We start from the raw sequence: 18,016 nt of genomic DNA, 5'->3' as shown, positions 1-18,016 counted from the left end.
TTAATTCTCGACTTCGAAGCTCAAGTGCGCATGTTGGCGCAGCCGGTCCACCAATGCCTCGCCGAGAAAAGAGCCAGGAGTGCCGACGCCTCCTTCCGCGTCGCTATCGAGTAAGGCCATGGCGGTTTCGCCGAGCATACGGCTGGTCGAGCCATAGCCCGGATCGAATTTGCCCTTCACGGCGTAACGCATGGTCTTTCCATCGGGCCATTCTCCGACAAACACCACATCGTAGAAACCGTTTTCGCGCTCTTCCTTCGTCGGTCCTTCGCCTAGCTTGGGCGGCTTGGAGCCGAAGGGGTTTTTGACCATCTGAACCAGCGCATCGGCGGCTGCCTTTCCGGCGTCGCCCGGACTGGTCAGCACCATCTCGTCATAGCGAAAATCGGTGCCGTAAGGATGGCCGCGCAGAAAGTTCGTGCGGTGGACATTCTTCGTGTTGATCGCCGCCATGACAAATGGCGCGGCCCACTTGCCGAGATCCTCTTCATAATGCGGGACCATCCCCGATGGTTGATCCGGCCCTTCGAAGCCCGGCGTCAGGGCGAAAGGGTCCCGTAAGACACCAACTACGGCAGGATTCTTGACTGCTGCCTTCATCGTGGCACCGAGACTGGCGGCGGTACCGCCGGAGAACGTCCCCTTCATCGCCCGTACCCGGCCCTTCACGCGTGGAGCGGGCGATCCATGGCGCTCCTTCGCCTCCTTCTGGAGCATCAGCACGCCAAGGTCGAACGGAATTGAATCGAAGCCCGATGAAAAACAGATACGCGCCCCGCTTTCCTGTGCTGCTGTATGATGCTCAGCGATCTTCTCCGCCATCCAGGCCGGTTCTCCGCAGAGGTCGGCATAGTCCGTACCCGTTTTCACGCAGGCTTCGACCAGCGCATCGGCATATAGCTGGTAAGGTCCGACGGTGCTGATGACGACCTTGGCGCGGCGGCACATGGCTTCGAGGCTGGCCGGGTCTTCGGCATCGGCAACGATCATCGGTGTGACAGGTGAAGCGCCGATCTCTGCGCGCACAGCAGCCAGCTTGTCTTCGTTTCGCCCAGCCATAGCCCATTTGGTTCCGCTGTCGGAAGCGCCGTATTCGCGCACGAAATGTTCCGCCACAAGGCGTCCAGTATAGCCGGTCGCCCCATAGACGATGATGTCGAATTCGCGAGTGTCCACTATATCTCTCCCATTCTTATCGGGAGATGTGGCCTCGCCTCGCGATCAAGTCAAAGACGTTGCGGCATTACCCCTCGGGGTCACAGGCGGGGGAGGGTCACGCCGCGCTGACCCATATATTTGCCCGCCCTGTCCGCATAGGTGACTTCCGGCCGTTCGTTGCCCTGCAGGAAGAGGAACTGGCAGGCCCCTTCATTGGCGTAAATTTTTGCCGGCAAGGGCGTGGTATTGCTGAATTCCAGCGTCACGTGACCTTCCCAGCCCGGTTCGAGCGGGGTGACGTTCACAATAATCCCGCAGCGGGCGTAGGTGCTCTTGCCGAGGCAGATCACGAGAACGTCCTCCGGGATGCGGAAATATTCGACCGTCCGGGCGAGTGCGAAACTGTTCGGCGGGATCACGCAGACATCGGTCTGCCGGTCCACGAAACTGGTCGCGGCAAAATCCTTGGGATCGACCACTGCATTGTCGACATTGGTGAAAATCTTGAATTCGTCGGCCACCCTGGCATCGTAACCAAAGGATGACAGGCCGAAGCTGATCATCCCGTCGCGCCGCTGGCTCTCGACGAAAGGTTCGATCATGTCGCGCGTGGTGGCCGCTTCGCGGATCCATTTGTCGGAGAGAATCGCCATGGATCAGTGATTGACCTTCGCGCCGCCCAACCGCAAGCGCGAGGCACGAATAATCCCCCTCGAATGCCCAGCCATTGGATCAGCGCTGCATGTCGGCGATTGTTTGCGTACTTTTCTCAAGCACGACAAAGCGATCGCAGTCGGGCCGTTTCTTGCGATAGAAAGCGGCAAGTTTGGCAAGATCAGCCCGAAAATCTCCTGTCGGCATCAGCGGTTCTCCCATGCCGCCGGTCATGGCGTCATGATTGACCCAGGCAGGAACAATCGGGACACCGGCGGCCATGGCGATATGGTAGAAACCGCTCCGCCATTCACCTTGCGATGTGCGCGAGCCTTCGGGTGCGATCACGAGCGCGAGCTCATCCGCATCCTCGAATTCTTTCACCACCTGAGAAACGTAATTTGCACGCTGTGAGCGATCGACTGGCACTCCGCCCATGTCGAGCATGAAATTGGTCGCAGGCCATTTGAAAAGGCTGTTCTTGCCCATGAAGCTGGGGCGAATACCCAGATCGTCAGCAACCCCGAGAAAAAAGACGAAGTCCCAGTTCGAGGTATGGGGGGCGCCAAGAATGACGAACTTCGCGACATCCGGGCGCGACCCTTCGATTTGCCAGCCTTTCCACCGGTAAAGCAGGACAAGGATGCGTCGCACGAGGCGGCTGAGAAGGGACGGTTTGCGATGCATCGGGAGCTCCGAGGGGCCGCTTTAGCAGGGCCGCCTCGGATTGGGACTGGCAAGGAGGGAGTTACACCCGATCCCGATCGCGCAGTGCGGGATCACCTGAAGGGCGGACAGGAGCATTCTCATCGCGGCTATCGACGTCACCGTATTCAACGCTCACATTCTGTTCGCGGTACTCTGCAGTTGACCCTTGGTCAGCATCGGAAACTTCGCTCGTCATTTCGCCATACAGGGCTTCGTAGTGATTGATCGCCCTGCGCAGTTCCTCGGTGGTCGCGTCGCTTGACCGGTCGGCGATTTCATGACCCGCCAGATAGTGTTTTGCGACATCGCCATGATCCACGGTAAGATCTGCATGACGCTTTTCGAAATCCGCCATCGGATAACCGCGCGTAGACATGATGTCGGTCAGCAGACGGTCGGCGCGGCTAACAGCCTCGACCGGACTGTCGACGAACAGTGCCTTGGTATCCTTCCACTCGCCGGCGAAGCGATCGCGCTCCGAAGCTGAGAGCGGACGGATTTCCAACTTTTTCACGCGTTCTTCGCGCTCGACAAGGTCGGCTTCAGCGCTTCTGCGGCCGCCTTTCGCCTCGAGCGTACGATCATATTCTTCGCCATAGCGATCACGCAATTCCCTGGTGCGATTTCGCTGGATGAACAGCCATGCAAGCAAGGCCCCCACCAAGAGGACGATGACGATAATGGCGATTGTGACTTCTTGGCCTTCCATGGAACTCTCCTCAGCCCAGCCCAAACCCCATCTTATAAAGCTGGAATGTACGGAGCGCCGAGAAAGTTCCTTCGCTACATCCTGAATACGCCGAACTGCGGGCTGTCGGGTATCGGAGCTTCGAGTGTCGCAGCAAAAGCAAGCGCCAGGACGTCACGGGTCTGAGCCGGATCGATCACGCCGTCGTCCCACAGGCGGGCGGTGGCGTAATAAGGATTGCCTTCGTCCTCGTATTTCTGGCGGATCGGGGCCTTGAATTCCTCGGCCTGTTCTTCGGACCAACTGTCGGCGTCGCGGTGCACGGTGGCGAGGACCGACGCGGCCTGCTCGCCGCCCATCACCGAGATGCGAGCATTGGGCCACGTGAACAGGAAGCGCGGGGAATATGCTCGGCCGCACATGCCGTAATTGCCTGCTCCAAAGCTTCCGCCGATGACCACGGTAACCTTGGGCACGGTGGCGGTGGCGACCGCGGTCACCAGTTTCGCACCATGCTTGGCAATGCCTTCGGCCTCGTATTTTCCGCCGACCATGAAGCCGGAGATGTTCTGCAGGAACAGCAGCGGAATACGGCGCTGGCAGGCGAGTTCGATGAAGTGCGCGCCCTTCTGCGCGCTTTCGGAAAACAGCACTCCGTTATTGGCGAGGATTGCCACCGGCATACCCCAAATATGCGCGAAGCCGCAGACAAGCGTGCTCCCGTAATGCTGCTTGAACTCGTGGAATTCGCTCCCGTCGACGAGGCGGGCGATGATTTCGTGCACATCGTAGGGCGCGCGGACATCTTCGGGCACAATGGCGTAGATATCGTCGGCGTCGAATTTCGGCGCGCGCGGTTCCTTAAGCTCGATACCTTTGGCTGCTGCGTAATTGTCGCCAAGGTGGCTAACGATATCGCGCACGATGGTCAGGGCATGCTGGTCATTCTCGGCCAGATGATCGACCACGCCCGATTTCTTGGCGTGAAGATCGCCGCCGCCAAGGTCCTCGGCGCTGATTTCCTCGCCTGTCGCGGCTTTCACCAACGGCGGCCCGGCGAGGAAGATCGTGCCTTGGTCCCGCACGATCACCGTCTCGTCGGACATGGCGGGCACATAAGCGCCGCCCGCGGTGCAGCTGCCCATCACGCAGGCGATTTGCGAGATGCCCATCGCCGACATATTCGCCTGGTTGAAGAAGATACGCCCGAAATGGTCGCGGTCGGGGAAGACCTCGGCCTGATGCGGCAGATTGGCCCCTCCGCTGTCGACAAGGTAGATGCACGGCAGGCGGTTTTCCTGCGCGATCTCCTGCGCGCGCAGGTGCTTCTTCACCGTCATCGGGTAATAGGTGCCGCCCTTCACCGTGGCATCGTTGCACACGATCATCACCTGACGGCCCGAAACGCGGCCGATACCCGCGATCAGCCCCGCGCCGTTGATTGCATCCTTACCGTACATGCCATTAGCGGCGAGCTGGCCGATCTCGAGGAACGGGCTGCCTGGGTCGAGCAAGCGCTCGACACGCTCGCGCGGCAGGAGCTTGCCCCTTCCGACATGCCGTTCCCGGCTGCCTTCGCTGCCGCCCAGCGCCGCCTCTGCAACCGTCGAGCGCAGGTCGGCCGCGAGTGACTTGTTGTGGTCGAACCGCGCCTTGGCGTCAGGAGCCTCGCGGTCGAGCGTGGAGGTAAGAACGGGTGCGGTCATAATTTTGGACTCAGCGTTTCTTCACGAATTCGGCGCGCAGGACGAGGCCCTTGATACCGGGATATTTGCAGTCGATTTCCAGAGGGTCACCGGTCAGGCGGATCGATTTGATCAGCGTGCCCTGCTTCAGCGTCTGGCCTGCGCCTTTGACCTCAAGGTCCTTGATCAGCGTCACTTGGTCGCCATCGGCGAGCAGATTTCCCACTGCGTCGCGAACCTCTATTGTTTCAGCGGCCGCCTGCTTCGCCGCCAGTTCGGAAGCGGGCATCCACTCGCCGCTTTCCTCGTCGTAGACATAGTCTTCGTCGGCACTCATCCTGCGGCCCCGATCAGTTCGCGCCCGATAAGCATCCGGCGGATTTCGTTGGTACCTGCGCCAATGTCGAGCAGCTTGGCATCGCGCATGTAACGTTCGACCGGCCAGTCGAGCGTGTAGCCTGCGCCGCCCAGTGCCTGGACGCTCTCGGCTGCCACGCGGAAAGCGTTCTCGGATGCGAGCAGGATTGCGCCCGCCGCATCGAACCGCGTGGTTTTTTCTGCATCGCAGCTCTTGGCCACGGCATAGGTATAGGCGCGGGCCGATTGCAGCGCGACATACATATCGGCGACCTTGGCCTGCATGAGCTGGAAGCTGCCAATCGGCTTGCCGAACTGCGTCCGCTCGCGAAGGTAAGGGATGACCGTGTCGAGGCAGGCCTGCATCACGCCAAGCTGTATCCCCGACAGAACGACACGCTCGTAATCAAGGCCGCTCATCAGCACGCCCACGCCGCCGTTTTCGGGGCCCACTACGTTTTCTTCCGGAACGAAGCAGTCATCGAACACCAGTTCTGCAGTGGGCGAGCCACGCATGCCTACCTTCTCGATCTTCTGGCCGATGGAGAAACCGTCGAAACCCTTCTCGATCAGGAAAGTGGTAATGTCGCGGCTTGCCGCTTCCGGTGCGGTCTTGGCATAGACGACCAAGGTATCGGCATAGGGCGCATTGGTGATCCAGAACTTGGTGCCGTTGAGGACATAACCGCCGTCGACCTTCTCGGCCTTGGCTTTCATAGACACGACATCCGATCCGGCGCTCGCCTCGCTCATGGCCAGACTGCCGACATGTTCGCCGCTGATCAGCTTCGGAAGGTATTTGGCCTTTTGAGCATCGTTGCCCCAGCGAGCGATCTGGTTGACACAGAGGTTGGAATGCGCGCCATAGCTAAGCCCGACAGACGCACTGGCGCGGCTGACTTCCTCTACCGCGATAACGTGCTCGAGATAGCCCAGGCCCAGCCCGCCGTCAGCTTCCGAAACGGTTATGCCGTGCAAGCCCAGTTCGCCCATTGCTGGCCACAAATCGCGCGGGAACCAGTCTTCGCGATCGACCTTTTCGGCGAGAGGAGCAATCTGTTCGTCAGCGAAGCGCGAAACGCTGTCACGGATCATCTCGGCACTCTCGCCAAGCTGGAAATCGAAATCGGGAGTCGCGCGCATAGTCTCTCCTTCATGCCTCGCGAAAATTCGTATGCGAGCAGGCCCGTAGCCGAGCAGGGCGCATGGGGCAAACCCCTTCACCCCTGCTTCGGAGAGGTGAAGGTTAAACTCTTTGTCCCGCGCAGAAATTTCGATTAGGGAGCGCTCAACAGTGATTTACAAAGACGAGACAATCCTCTGGCCCGAAGGGCGCGATCCCGATCCCGCTTTTTGCGGCGAGGATGACCGCCTTTCCGTACTCGCGTCGTACGGGACAGAAGCGCTTTCTCAAGACCCCGAATTGCAGCAGATCGCGGATTTCGCGGCTAAGCTGTGCGATGTCCCCTATGCATCAGTCACCGTGGTCGAGCGGACCCGTCAGGTTTTTCTCGCGCAGACCGGGCTGAACCGGGATGGCACGCCGCGGTCCGACAGTTTTTGCGCTCACGCGATGTTGCAGCACGAGCCGCTGGTTATCGAAGACGCGACAAAGGATCCCAAATTCTCTGAAAATGGGTTGGTGACGGGGGTGATGGGCCTGCGGTTCTATGCTGGCTTCCCGCTCATATCCTCGGAAGGGGCTCCTCTCGGGGCGCTCTGCGTAATCGATACCAAGCCGCGGCCGGGTGGTTTGACGGAGTTTCAGGCCGAGGGAATGGCGGTTCTCGCCCGCTCGACGATGCGGCGCATGTCCCAACTGCGGCTTGGCCAATCGGCGATCGCGGCTGTGGAACGACGCGAGGCCGACTTGCGCGACTTGATCGACAGCGTGCCGGGAATAGCGTGGACGAGCGATGGGGAAGGAAACTTCACTTATGTGAACGCGCGCTGGAAAGAGGTAACCGGTCTCGACGCTCCGACGCGCGTCGGGGATTGCCGGGCGGCTCTCCATCCTGAGGATCAGGATCGGGCTCTCGAGCGCTTGCGTACAGCGCTGAGCGGACAAAACCTGTTCGAAGACGAGTGGCGTATAAGACTGGCTGATGGGGAATATCGCTGGGTGCAGGCGCGTGCGGTCCCTGTCGCCCGTGAAGATCACGAGGTCCGGTGGTTCGGAACCATCATCGATATCGACCGCGCTTATCGTCTTTCAGAAGCACGCGATCTGCTGGCGAACGAGCTATCACACCGGATCAAGAATATTTTCGCGGTGGTCTCGGGACTTATCGCGCTGCGATCTCGCGGCATGCCCGAGGTCAAACCGTTCGCTGACGATCTCAATTCCGCCATTCGGGCTTTGGGCACGGCGCATGACTATGTCCGACCCGGTGACGGCCGCGGGGCAGACAAGCTGCAGGGTTTGCTGACGGATCTGCTTGCTCCTTACGAGGGCGGAAAAGGCGAGCGCGTGCTCATTTCCGGCGACGATGTGGATATCGGCGCGCGGGCCGCGACCCCGCTTGCGCTGATCTTCCACGAGCTGGCGACCAATGCGGCGAAATACGGAGCTTTGTCGATTGAGGATGGCAAAGTCTCGATCGAGATCAAGCTGCCCTGCGGCGACGCCGACGAGGTCTGCGTTTTCTGGCGTGAATCTTCCACGAGCACCCAAAATGGCGACAGCGAATCCAGAGAGGGCTTCGGTTCGCGCATGTTGCGTATGGCGATAGAAGGCCAGCTGCGCGGCAGTTTCTCCCGATCGTTTTCCGATGAGGGACTGGATGTGCAGATCGCGTTCCCTCTTTCGTCGCTCGGAACTTGAACCCGCTCTCGCCAAGCGGCCGCTGGTTTTCTATGGCGGAATTCCATGCCGAAAGGAGGCCGGTTTGCGCGGCAACTCAGACAATCTGTTCGTGATGGTCGTCATCCTCGCGGGCCTGTCCGCAGCCTCCTGCACTCCCGCACAGGACGATCCGATGGCAGAGGTTGAGAGCGAGGCGACGCCTGCAGAACCCGACGCCGGAAATGACTCTTCTAACGGGCCGCCGACATTCGCGGACACTGCCTGGCGCAGTGTTTCCGAAGACGGCGCGCGTTACACCACCATGCTCGATCGCGATGGGACCTATCGCGATCTTCGCAATGGCGATCCTTGGCAACAGGGTAGCTGGACCTACGCCGAAGTGGATAATCGCAAGGAGCTGTGCTTCTTGCCCGACGCCGAAAACGGAGTTGAACGGTGTTGGACGCCTGGCCGTATGGAAGATGGCACCTTGATCGCTACCGGCCCCGGGGAGCGCCGGATCGAACTGGAGCGTGTCGATTACCAGTCGCAGGAAGTCAGCGAAGCCGATGAGGCTGAAGAGAGCGAAGAAGACCAGTGACCGCAGCCCCCCCAGAAGCGCTGGTCTTCGAGGGGATCGTCAAAAATTACGGCTCAACAATTGCAGTCGCGGATGTAACGCTCACTATTATGCGCGGCGAATTTGTTGCGCTTGTCGGTGCCAGTGGATCAGGCAAGTCGACGCTCCTGAAAACGGTAAATCGTCTTGTCGATCCTACGTCGGGCACGGTCCTGTTTGCAGGGGAGCACGTAACGGTCAAACCGCTGCCCGCCCTTCGCCGGCGCGTCGGCTATGTGTTCCAGTCGATCGGGCTCTTTCCTCACATGACGGTGGCAGAGAACATTGCCATCGGACCGAAGCTGGCTGGCGAAAAGCTTCGACGCGATCGGATCGAGGAACTGCTAGCTCTCGTTGAACTCGATGCTGCGCTAGCCACGAGAATGCCCGACGCTCTCTCAGGTGGGCAGCGCCAGCGCGTCGGTGTTGCCCGCGCCCTCGCCGCCGGGCCTGAACTCCTGCTGATGGACGAACCTTTTGGTGCGCTTGATCCTGTCACCCGCGATGCGCTGGGTGAGAGGGTGCGGGCTCTTCACGAAGATCTTGGTCTCACGACAGTCATGGTCACCCATGATATGGCCGAAGCCTTGCTGCTGGCAGATCGGGTTCTGGTGATGGACAAGGGGCGGATCGTGGCAGACGAGACCCCGAAAGCGCTCGTGGCGGGTGAAGGCGGTGAGGTCGCACAGGAACTTGTCGCAGTCCCACGTCATCAGGCCACTCGCTTGGCAGAGCTTGCGCGATGAACGGTCTCTGGAATGCAATTCTTGGATCGCAGGATCAACTCTCGGCCCATGTTCTTCTGTCGGCCTCCGCGATTGCGCTGGGGATCGCGGTGGCCTTGCCGCTGGCCGTATGGGCCAGTCGCTCCGAGCGGGTAGCGCGGATCTCGCTCGCTTTCGCCAGTCTGGTTCAGACTATCCCTGCGCTTGCACTGCTGGCGCTGTTCTTCCCCGTTCTGCTCAGCCTGCGGGCAGTTTTCGGGGACGGATTGCCGACATTGGGCTTTCTGCCCGCGCTGCTTGCGCTCACCCTCTATGCGCTACTCCCGATCCTGCGGAACGCCGTGACGGCTCAGGCCAATCTGGACCCCGGTGTGATCGAAGCTGCCGAGGGCGTCGGCATGACACTTCGCCAGCGTCTCCTTCTAGTGGAAGCTCCGCTCGCCGCGCCCTACATCATGGCCGGAATTCGCACCGCCGCCGTGTGGACGATCGGGGCCGCGACGCTCGCCACCACGATCGGGCAGAAGAGCCTCGGCGATCCGATCTTCGCCGGGCTCCAGACCCAGAACTGGGTGCTAGTCCTGGCAGGCTGTTTCGTCAGTGCGGCGCTCGCCATGGTCGCGGATACTCTGCTGGGCTTGATCGAGCGCGGCTTCCGCGAGCGGCGCCGGGCCCTGTCTATCGGGGGGCTGGTGGCCGTCGCGCTTGGCGTGGTGGCAGCGCTTTTCGCGCAATTCGGCGGTAATGAAGACGAGCGTATCGTCATCGGGGCCAAGAGCTTCTCGGAGCAATATGTGCTCGCGCGGCTCATTGGCCAGCGCCTTGAAGCCAAAGGCTTCGAGGTCGAGTATCGCGACGGGCTCGGTTCGGCCATCGCCCATAGCGCGGCGGCGACCGGGCGGGTGGATATATACGTCGATTATACCGGCACCATCTGGGCCAACCAGATGAAGCGGGAAGACAACCTTCCCCGCGAGGCGATGTATGATGAAATCGTCCGGTGGGAAGAGGCCAATACCGGTATGCGCGTGCTGGGCCGGCTTGGCTTCGAGAACGCTTACGGGCTGGCTGTCACCCAAGACACCGCACGCTCGAGGTCGCTTAATTCTATCGCAGATCTCGCGCGGGTGGCTCCGCAAATGACGGTTGGCGGCGATCCCGAGTTTTTCGAACGACCCGAATGGATTGCAGTCCGAGATGCCTACGGCCTGCGGTTTGGCGAACAGCGCAATTTTTCCCCGACCTTCATGTATAACGCCCTGCGATCAGGCGAAGCGGATGTGATCGGCGCCTATACCTCTGACGGGCGGATCGAGGCGGACAAGCTGACGGTCCTGGCCGATCCGGAAGGCGCTTTCCCGAATTACGATGCCGTGCTGTTGCTGAGCCCGGAAGCGGGAAAGAACGAGGTTCTCGTTTCGGCGCTGCAGCCCCTGATCGGCGCGATCGACGTTGGCGCGATGCGCGCGGCGAACTATTCCGTCGATCGCGAGGAGGACAAGCTTTCGTTCGACGAGGCCGCGCGCCTTTTGGTACAGCGCGCGGGCCTCTAGGTCTTAGCGTTTATCAGCGGGCCTTTGTCCAGGTCTGCGTTTTGCAGAATGGGCCAATGCAGCCTTTCACTTCCAGCGTGTTGGCATTCACGCGGCGGATGGTCGAACGGTAAGTCTTGCCGCTCTTGGGGTCGTAGATCTCGCCGCTCCAGTTGTCGCCATCGTCCGTGAAGCCCGTGAGGATCGGCATGCCCAGCAGCTTGCGATCACGCAGCTTCGGGTTCTTGTTCTTGGTGTCCCGCTGGTCGAGCCCTTGCGGCGGGGTGACGACGAACTTGGAAATGCGGCCGCAGACGGTCTTGCCGCAATCGCCGATGGTGACCACGGCGTTACGTTCCTCGGTCAGCCATTTGCCATCGACGGGCTGAGCGGCGAGCAGGGGAGAGGCGGCGACGAGCGCGGCGAATGCGAGTGCTTTCTTCATCTGATGTCCTTGCGTGAGTGCATGATGCGGGGTTGTGAGAGGGGATGGATGAACCTTAGCCGAAGCCGGCTCCGCGCGGAGCATTGCGGGGTGTGAGCGCCATAACTTTAAAAAGGTCACCCATATGGGCGGGGGCGACGAGGCGGTCGTGGGCCTCGGAAATGGTTTTGGCGTGGGCGGGGCTTTCGCTACTAAGTGACTGAGCGCGCAGGCTAATTCCCATGGCGGTGAGCCAGGACCCTTGGGCGGCGGTGGCGACAGCAAGGCCTTCCCGGGCCGCGACCTTTGCCAGCGTGGCAAAATCGACATGGGCGGTCAGATCCATGTCGCCAGGCGCATCGAACAGGCCGACCTTTTCGTGCCGCCGGACCGCCTGCATGGTCTGCCCGGTACGGGCTTCCAGATAGCCATAATCGATGAACAAGGCCGCGCCGCCCTGGACATCGATCCGCTGCGCGATCCCGGCCACCGTTGCCGCTGCGCCGGGGCAGGTCTCGATCACCGTGCCGACCGGCTGGCTGCGCTGTTCGGCCGGAACGGCATCGTCCATCGGGCTGGGCCCGGCGGCAAAGACGAAGCCGTCCCCGCCGAGCGCGACCATCCGTTCGCGCCAGCCCTTATCGGTCATCACGAGCTGCCGGATCGGCAGCGCATCGAGAAATTCGTTGGCGACGATATAGAGCGGGCGGTCTTCGGGCAGAGTGTCGATCGTATCGTGGAACTGCGGCGCCCCGAGCGCGGCCGCCTGCGCGCCGCGCAGCGCATCGGAACCTTCGACCAGATGCACCGGCGGGTTGAGGCCCGTACTCGCCATGGCGCGCAGCGCGTCGCGGGCGAGCGTCCCCCGCCCGGGGCCGAGTTCGACATAGGCGGCATCGGGCCTACCGGAACGGCTCCACAGATCGGCCAGCCACAGCCCCACCATTTCGCCGAACATCTGGCTGATTTCGGGCGCAGTGGTGAAATCCCCCTGCGCCCCCAGCGGATCGCGGCTGGTATAATAGCGCGCGTTGCTTTCGCCCATGTAACGCGACACGGGCATTGGGCCGTGCCGCTCGATCAGCCGGCGAAAGGTGGCCGCCAGATCGGTCGGCTGGATGCCGTCCGTCATGCAGTCCGGGGCTGGGAAGCCGGTTTTCCGGCGCTGCCCACCGGAGACCTGACCAGCGCATAGATCAGCACCGCGATACCCACCGCGATCATCGGCAGCGACAGCCACTGGCCGCGCGACAAGCCCGTTTCGGTCACGACATAGGCCAGATAGGCATCCGGTTCGCGGAAGAATTCGTTGACGAAGCGGCCGACGCCCATGCCGATGGTGAAGATCGCCACCAGTAGGCCGGGGCGATAGCGGGCGCGGGTTTTCCAGAACAGCGCCAGCAGGAGAATGCCGAGCAGCAGCCCTTCGAGCCCTGCCTGGTACAGCTGGCTGGGATGCCGCGCGACATCGCCGCCGGCGGGGAACACCATGGCCCAGGGAACATCGCCTTCCACCGGACGGCCATACAGTTCGCCATTGATGAAATTGGCGATGCGGCCGAGCATGTAGCCGATGGGGACGTTGACCGCGACATAGTCGCACACGCGGAGCCAGTTCAGCCCGCCGCGCCAAGCAACCCAGCTGATCGCCACCAGCACGCCGATCACGCCGCCATGGAAGCTCATCCCGCCGTTCCACAGCTGGAACAGTTCGACGCCGCCGAACAGTTCGGGCTGATAGAAGGCAGCATAGCCGAGCCGTCCGCCAAGGATCACGCCCAAAGTGCCGTAGAAGAACAGATCGTCCGCATGACGCTGCGCCAGCGGGGCGCCGGGCGCCTTGATCATCTTCGACAGATGCCAATAGGCGAAGAGGATGCCGAACAGATAGGCCAGCGAATAGTAACGGAGCTGGAAACTGCCGATTTCGAACAGATAGGGCCGAAGTCCAAGCTCCGCCCACTGGATCGGTTCGTGTGCAGCCGCAGTCGCGGCCAGTAGTGACAGCAAGGTTTTATCCCCTTAGAGAATATCGCGAAGGCCGACACGCGCGACCCGTTTCGGATGCGGCTTTTGGCATAGCAGGCCTTTTGGGGAAAGCCTGTCTCGCATCTCTTTTCGTCCCATCGCGGCGAATAGCGTATGCATATGCCCGGGCAGACAATGGAGAGGAAATACCACGACAATGCCGACTGAACTCGACAAGGATATCCAGCGTTTCACCAGCGCCGTGACCGCGCCCGGACAAATGTTCGAAACCGTCCCCACGATGCGCCGCGGTGTGGAAATGCCCGCCTTCAAGAACGCCCCGCCCAGCGTGGCACATTATTTCGCGCATTTCGCGAAAGAGAAAAAGGACGTGCTGTTCCTTGTCGATGGCGATCTGCGGCTGACCTTTGGCCAGGTCTATGGGGCCGCCGCCTGCGTTGCTCACGGCCTGGTGACGAAGCACGGCCTGAAAAAGGGCGACCGGGTGGGCATTGCTGCCCGCAATTCGGCCAACTGGATCATCGCCTATATGGGCACGCTGATGGCGGGCGGCTGTGCCACCCTGCTCAATGGCTGGTGGACGGGCGAGGAGCTCGCCTACGGCATCAATCTGTGCGACTGTTCGCTGGTGTTGGCCGATCCGCAGCGCGCCAAACGCATGGAAGGCGAGGACATTTCCGCCAAGGTGGTGGTCTTCGATCACGGCGTTCCCGCCGAAGGGCTGGAGCCGATCTGGGCCGAAGGCGATACGGCGATGAAAATGCTCGGCGAACTGGGGCCGGACGATCTGGCCACGATCCTTTATACCTCGGGTTCGACCGGCAATCCCAAGGGCGCCTATTCCGATCATCTCGGCGTGGTGTCGGGCACGATGAACTATGTCGCGCAGACGGTGATGATCCTCCAGATCCTGACCGAGCGCGGCGAGGCGCCGACCGTCCAGCCCAGCGCGCTGGTCGCAGTGCCTTTGTTCCATGTCACCGGCGAAATCCCGTTGCTGCTGCAAAGCTTCGCGCTGGGCCGCAAGCTGGTGCTGATGCCGAAATGGGATCCGCGTCAGGCGCTGTGCCTGCTGGAAGAGGAACAGATCACCTATTTCGTGGGCGTTCCGCTGATGAGCTACGAAATGGCCACCCATCCCGAGCGCGAGAGTTTCGACTTGTCGAGCTGCAAGAGCTTTGCCGCCGGCGGCGCGCCGCGCCCGCCCGAGCATGTGACCAAGATCAAGCAGGCATTTCCCGATGGTTTCCCGCTGCTGGGTTATGGCCTCACCGAAACCAATGCGGTGGGCTGCGGCAATCTGAACGAGAATTACATGGCCAAGCCCGGTTCCACCGGCATGCCGTCGAAGCCGCTGGTCGACATGGCCATCATGGACGATGACGGAAACAAGCTGGCATCGGGCGAAGTGGGCGAGGTGTGCATCCGCACCGCGGCCAATTTCCTCGGCTACTGGAAGAACGAGGAAGCGACCGAGGCGGCCTATACCAAGGATGCCTATTTCCGCACCGGCGATCTGGGCTATCTCGATGCGGACGACTATCTGTTCATCGTCGACCGCAAGAAGGACATCATCATCCGCGGAGGCGAGAACATTTCCTGCATCGAGGTGGAAGAAGCGATCTATGCGCATCCCGCCGTCGCCGAATGCAGCGTCTTCGGCGTTCCCGACGAACGGCTGGGCGAAATCCCGGCCGCGGTCTATTTCACCCATAAGGGGCAGGATCTGCAGCCCGACGAGCTGCAGGATTACCTGCGCGAACATATCGCATCCTTCAAGGTGCCGGCACGTGTGTGGCGGGCAAGTGACAATCTGCCGCGCCTCGGCACGCAGAAAGTCGACAAGCGCGCCGTGAAGGCAACCTACGCACCGAGCATCACTGCGGTTTGACTACGCCCGCCATCCCCAACCAGCGCAAGATATTCGACCGGCGCGAGATCGCGTCCCGGATAGAAGCGCTGGCGCAGGCGCATGGCGACAAATCGCGCCAGCCGGTGGTCGACCTGCTCAAGCAGGCGCTGGAAGGCGGACGGCGGGAATTGGAAGGCCGGCTGGAGGCGCAGCCTTCGGCCGGTCATGCCATTGCGGGCGGCTATTCCTTCCTGATCGACCAATTGGTGCGTGTGATCCACGAATATGTGACGCAGCACACCTATCCCGCGCCCAATCGCAGCGCGGGCGAACGGCTCGCGATCATGGCGGTCGGCGGCTATGGGCGCAGCGAGATGGCGCCGCATTCGGATGTCGATATCGCCTTTCTGGTTGGCGAACGGCGCAATGCCTGGTGCGAACAGGTGGTCGAGGCCATGCTCTACATCCTGTGGGATCTGGGGCTGAAGGTGGGGCATTCCACCCGCACGATCGACGAAGCGATCCGGTTGGCGAAAGAAGATCTGACGATCCGCACCGCCCTGCTGGAGGGTCGCTATGTGTGGGGTGACCGCGACCTGTATGCCGAAGGCGGGCGCCGGTACACCAGCGACGTGGTGCGCGGGAACGAGCGCGCCTTTCTCGCCCAGAAGCTGGATGAGCGTAATGCGCGGCACAAGCGGATGGGTGACAGCCGCTATGTGGTCGAACCCAACGTCAAGGACGGCAAGGGCGGTCTGCGCGACCTGCAGACGCTCTATTGGATCGGCAAGTTCATCCACCGCGTGTCAAGCGCGTCGGAACTGGTCGATGTCGGCCTGATGACGCGGAACGAATATCGCAGCTTCCGGAGGGCCGAACGCTTCCTGCTCGCCGTTCGCAGCCACATGCATATTATCACCGGGCGGGCGGAAGACCGCCTGACCTTCGATCTGCAACGCCAGGTCGCGACCCGCATGAATTTTGCAGACCGGCCGGGCCAGCGGGCCGTCGAACGCTTCATGCAGTTCTATTTCCTGCAGGCCAAGCGCGTCGGCAGTCTGACCGGCGTGTTCCTGGCCCATATCGAGGACGATCTGGCCCAGCGTTCGGCGAGGCGGGGCTTCTTTGCCGGGTTCAAGCCCAAGCCGCGCATGGTGAAGGGTTACCGCGTCTTCGGCGGCCGGATCGCCGCGCCGTCCGACGACTGGTTCGCCAAGGATCCTGTGCGGCTGATCGAGCTGTTCCAGCTGGCCGAGGCCGAGCAGCTGGAAATCCATCCCGAAACCATGCGGCAGGCAGGGCGCGACGCCAAGCTGATCGATGCCGCCATCCGCGAGGATGCGCGCGCCAATGCGCTGTTCCTCGATCTGCTGTGCGGGCGCAACGATCCCGAAATGGTGCTGCGCTGGATGAACGAGACCGGCGTGTTCGGTCGCTTCGTCCCGGATTTCGGCAAGGTCAATGCGCAGATGCAATTCGACATGTACCACCATTACACGGTGGACGAGCACACGATCCGCGCCATCGGCCTGCTCAACCAGATCGAGAAGGGCGAACTGAAGCAGGATCATCCCCGCGCCACGCGGCTGATCCACAAGGTCAATTCGCGCCGGGTCGCCTATGTGGCGGCGCTGCTGCACGATATCGCCAAGGGCCGCGGGGGCGATCATTCCGAACTCGGCGCCGAAATCGCCGAGGAGCTGTGCCCGCGCTTCGGCCTGTCCGACGGCGAGACCGAGCTAGTGGCCTGGCTGGTGCTCAACCATCTGCTGATGAGCCACACGGCGCAGAAGCGCGATCTGACCGATCCCAAGACGATCGAGGATTATGTCGGCCAGGTGCAGAGCATCGAGCGGCTGCGGCATCTGGCGATCCTGACGGCGGTGGACATCCGCGCGGTGGGGCCGGGCACGTGGAACAGCTGGAAGGGGCAGCTGCTCGGCGAACTCTACGATGCCTCGGCCGAACGGCTGCGGCTCGGCCACATGCGGCACGGGCGCAAGGAAAAGGTCGCCGCGCGCAAGGCCGAGGTCGCCCAGCTGCTGGGCGACAAGGCCGCGCTCGTGGAGGAGCATGGCAACAGTTTCGGCGATGCCTACTGGATCGCCGAGCCGGTCGATATCGCCGCGCTCAATCTGGTGCATTACGATGCTGCACGGAAGATGCAGCACGAACTGTCGGTCCACTGCGAATATTACGAAGCGCGCGGGGCCACGCTCGTCACCGTGATCGCGGCCGATCATCCGGGGTTGTTCTACCGCATTGCCGGCGGAATCCATCTTGCCGGCGGCAATATCATCGACGCGCGCATCCACACCTCGCGCACCGGCTGGGCGATGGACAATTTCCTCGTACAGGACCCGCATTGCGCGCCCTTCCGCGAGGAACAGCAGCTCGACCGGCTTAAGAAGAGCATTGCCGATGCGCTGGCCAACCGGATCGACCTGATGCCCAAGCTGGCCCAGCGCCCGCTGCCGCACAGCCGGTCGAAGGCGTTCGACGTGTCGCCGCGGGTGCTGTTCGACAACAAGGCATCGAATCGATTCACCGTGATCGAGGTCAATGCGCGCGATCGTCCGGCACTTCTCAACAGGCTCGCGCGGGTTCTTTTCGAGCAGCGGCTGGTGGTCCATTCGGCCCATGTGACCAATTACGGCGAGCGCGCCGCGGATACGTTTTACGTTACGGATCTGACGGGTGACAAGCTCGCCGAGGGGGAGCGGCAGAACCGTCTCGAGGCCCGGCTGGTAGAGGCGGCGGGTGATGCAATGCAGGCACGGTTGGAAGAAGCCTAGCATACGTTTGCAGAAAGAATGTTGCGTCAGTGGCGCAAATCCGGC

General features: G+C 61.8%; 16 protein-coding genes. 6 read left to right on the top strand and 10 right to left on the bottom strand.

What is annotated here, in order from left to right:
- The 7 genes from ACI2I1_RS04975 to ACI2I1_RS04945 form a co-directional block, all read right to left on the bottom strand.
- Entirely contained in the window at positions 1 to 1,176 is a 1,176-nt protein-coding gene (locus ACI2I1_RS04975; RefSeq protein WP_404678152.1) for a saccharopine dehydrogenase family protein, read from the bottom strand.
- Between the two features lie 80 nt (positions 1,177 to 1,256).
- Positions 1,257 to 1,811, bottom strand: coding sequence for a dCTP deaminase (gene dcd, locus ACI2I1_RS04970; RefSeq protein ID WP_224812545.1), 555 nt, complete (start codon positions 1,809 to 1,811; stop codon positions 1,257 to 1,259).
- A gap of 79 nt (positions 1,812 to 1,890) precedes the next feature.
- Positions 1,891 to 2,499, bottom strand: a complete 609-nt coding sequence (locus ACI2I1_RS04965; protein WP_404678151.1) for a lysophospholipid acyltransferase family protein — start codon at positions 2,497 to 2,499, stop codon at positions 1,891 to 1,893.
- 61 nt (positions 2,500 to 2,560) lie between these two features.
- The gene (locus ACI2I1_RS04960; RefSeq protein WP_404678150.1) at positions 2,561 to 3,229 is read right to left on the bottom strand and encodes a hypothetical protein; all 669 of its coding nucleotides are present in this window, start codon (positions 3,227 to 3,229) and stop codon (positions 2,561 to 2,563) included.
- 74 nt (positions 3,230 to 3,303) lie between these two features.
- A complete protein-coding gene (locus tag ACI2I1_RS04955; RefSeq protein WP_404678149.1) occupies positions 3,304 to 4,914 on the bottom strand; it encodes a carboxyl transferase domain-containing protein in 1,611 nt (536 codons plus the stop codon).
- Positions 4,915 to 4,924: 10 nt separating this feature from the next.
- Complete coding sequence (locus ACI2I1_RS04950) at positions 4,925 to 5,230, bottom strand: alkylphosphonate utilization protein (RefSeq protein ID WP_404678148.1); 306 nt, start codon at positions 5,228 to 5,230, stop codon at positions 4,925 to 4,927.
- On the bottom strand, positions 5,227 to 6,393 hold the full coding sequence (locus ACI2I1_RS04945; RefSeq protein WP_404678147.1) for an isovaleryl-CoA dehydrogenase: 1,167 nt from the start codon (positions 6,391 to 6,393) through the stop codon (positions 5,227 to 5,229). The genes ACI2I1_RS04950 and ACI2I1_RS04945 overlap by 4 nt, the downstream gene beginning before the upstream one ends.
- 151 nt (positions 6,394 to 6,544) lie before the next feature.
- Here ACI2I1_RS04945 and ACI2I1_RS04940 point away from each other — a divergent pair, with 151 nt between their 5' ends.
- The 4 genes from ACI2I1_RS04940 to ACI2I1_RS04925 all read left to right on the top strand — a co-directional run bounded on the left by ACI2I1_RS04940 (position 6,545) and on the right by ACI2I1_RS04925 (position 10,932).
- On the top strand, positions 6,545 to 8,074 hold the full coding sequence (locus ACI2I1_RS04940) for a PAS domain-containing protein (RefSeq protein ID WP_404678146.1): 1,530 nt from the start codon (positions 6,545 to 6,547) through the stop codon (positions 8,072 to 8,074).
- A gap of 64 nt (positions 8,075 to 8,138) precedes the next feature.
- Positions 8,139 to 8,636, top strand: coding sequence for a hypothetical protein (locus ACI2I1_RS04935; RefSeq protein ID WP_404678145.1), 498 nt, complete (start codon positions 8,139 to 8,141; stop codon positions 8,634 to 8,636).
- Entirely contained in the window at positions 8,633 to 9,400 is a 768-nt protein-coding gene (locus tag ACI2I1_RS04930) for an ATP-binding cassette domain-containing protein (RefSeq protein WP_404678144.1), read from the top strand. The genes ACI2I1_RS04935 and ACI2I1_RS04930 overlap by 4 nt, the downstream gene beginning before the upstream one ends.
- On the top strand, positions 9,397 to 10,932 hold the full coding sequence (locus ACI2I1_RS04925; protein ID WP_404678143.1) for an ABC transporter permease/substrate-binding protein: 1,536 nt from the start codon (positions 9,397 to 9,399) through the stop codon (positions 10,930 to 10,932). Before ACI2I1_RS04930 ends, ACI2I1_RS04925 begins: the two co-directional genes overlap by 4 nt.
- A 13-nt stretch (positions 10,933 to 10,945) precedes the next feature.
- On the opposite strand, the gene ACI2I1_RS04920 is transcribed toward ACI2I1_RS04925, so the two are convergent.
- Genes ACI2I1_RS04920 through lgt form a run of 3 tightly spaced genes read right to left on the bottom strand, consistent with a single transcriptional unit; the run spans position 10,946 to position 13,345 of the window.
- A complete protein-coding gene (locus ACI2I1_RS04920) occupies positions 10,946 to 11,356 on the bottom strand; it encodes a DUF2147 domain-containing protein (RefSeq protein WP_404678142.1) in 411 nt (136 codons plus the stop codon).
- 55 nt (positions 11,357 to 11,411) lie between these two features.
- Positions 11,412 to 12,467 carry a class I SAM-dependent methyltransferase gene (locus ACI2I1_RS04915; protein ID WP_404678141.1) on the bottom strand — a complete coding sequence of 352 codons (1,056 nt, stop codon included), beginning with the start codon at positions 12,465 to 12,467 and terminating at the stop codon, positions 11,412 to 11,414.
- Positions 12,464 to 13,345, bottom strand: coding sequence for a prolipoprotein diacylglyceryl transferase (gene lgt, locus ACI2I1_RS04910; RefSeq protein WP_404678140.1), 882 nt, complete (start codon positions 13,343 to 13,345; stop codon positions 12,464 to 12,466). Before lgt ends, ACI2I1_RS04915 begins: the two co-directional genes overlap by 4 nt.
- Before the next feature lie 175 nt (positions 13,346 to 13,520).
- Between lgt and ACI2I1_RS04905 the strand changes: the two genes are divergently transcribed.
- Both ACI2I1_RS04905 and ACI2I1_RS04900 read left to right on the top strand, forming a co-directional pair.
- Positions 13,521 to 15,215 carry a class I adenylate-forming enzyme family protein gene (locus ACI2I1_RS04905; protein WP_404678139.1) on the top strand — a complete coding sequence of 565 codons (1,695 nt, stop codon included), beginning with the start codon at positions 13,521 to 13,523 and terminating at the stop codon, positions 15,213 to 15,215.
- Complete coding sequence (locus ACI2I1_RS04900; protein ID WP_404678138.1) at positions 15,212 to 17,971, top strand: [protein-PII] uridylyltransferase; 2,760 nt, start codon at positions 15,212 to 15,214, stop codon at positions 17,969 to 17,971. The genes ACI2I1_RS04905 and ACI2I1_RS04900 overlap by 4 nt, the downstream gene beginning before the upstream one ends.
- Positions 17,972 to 18,016: the final 45 nt, after the last annotated feature.

The organism is Qipengyuania sp. NPDC077563 (genome assembly GCF_044901345.1).
In the GTDB taxonomy this organism is placed as follows: Bacteria; Pseudomonadota; Alphaproteobacteria; order Sphingomonadales; family Sphingomonadaceae; genus Qipengyuania; species Qipengyuania aestuarii.
The sequence above is the reverse complement of the archived record's forward strand: the minus strand, read 5'-3'. Positions and strand labels throughout refer to the sequence as shown.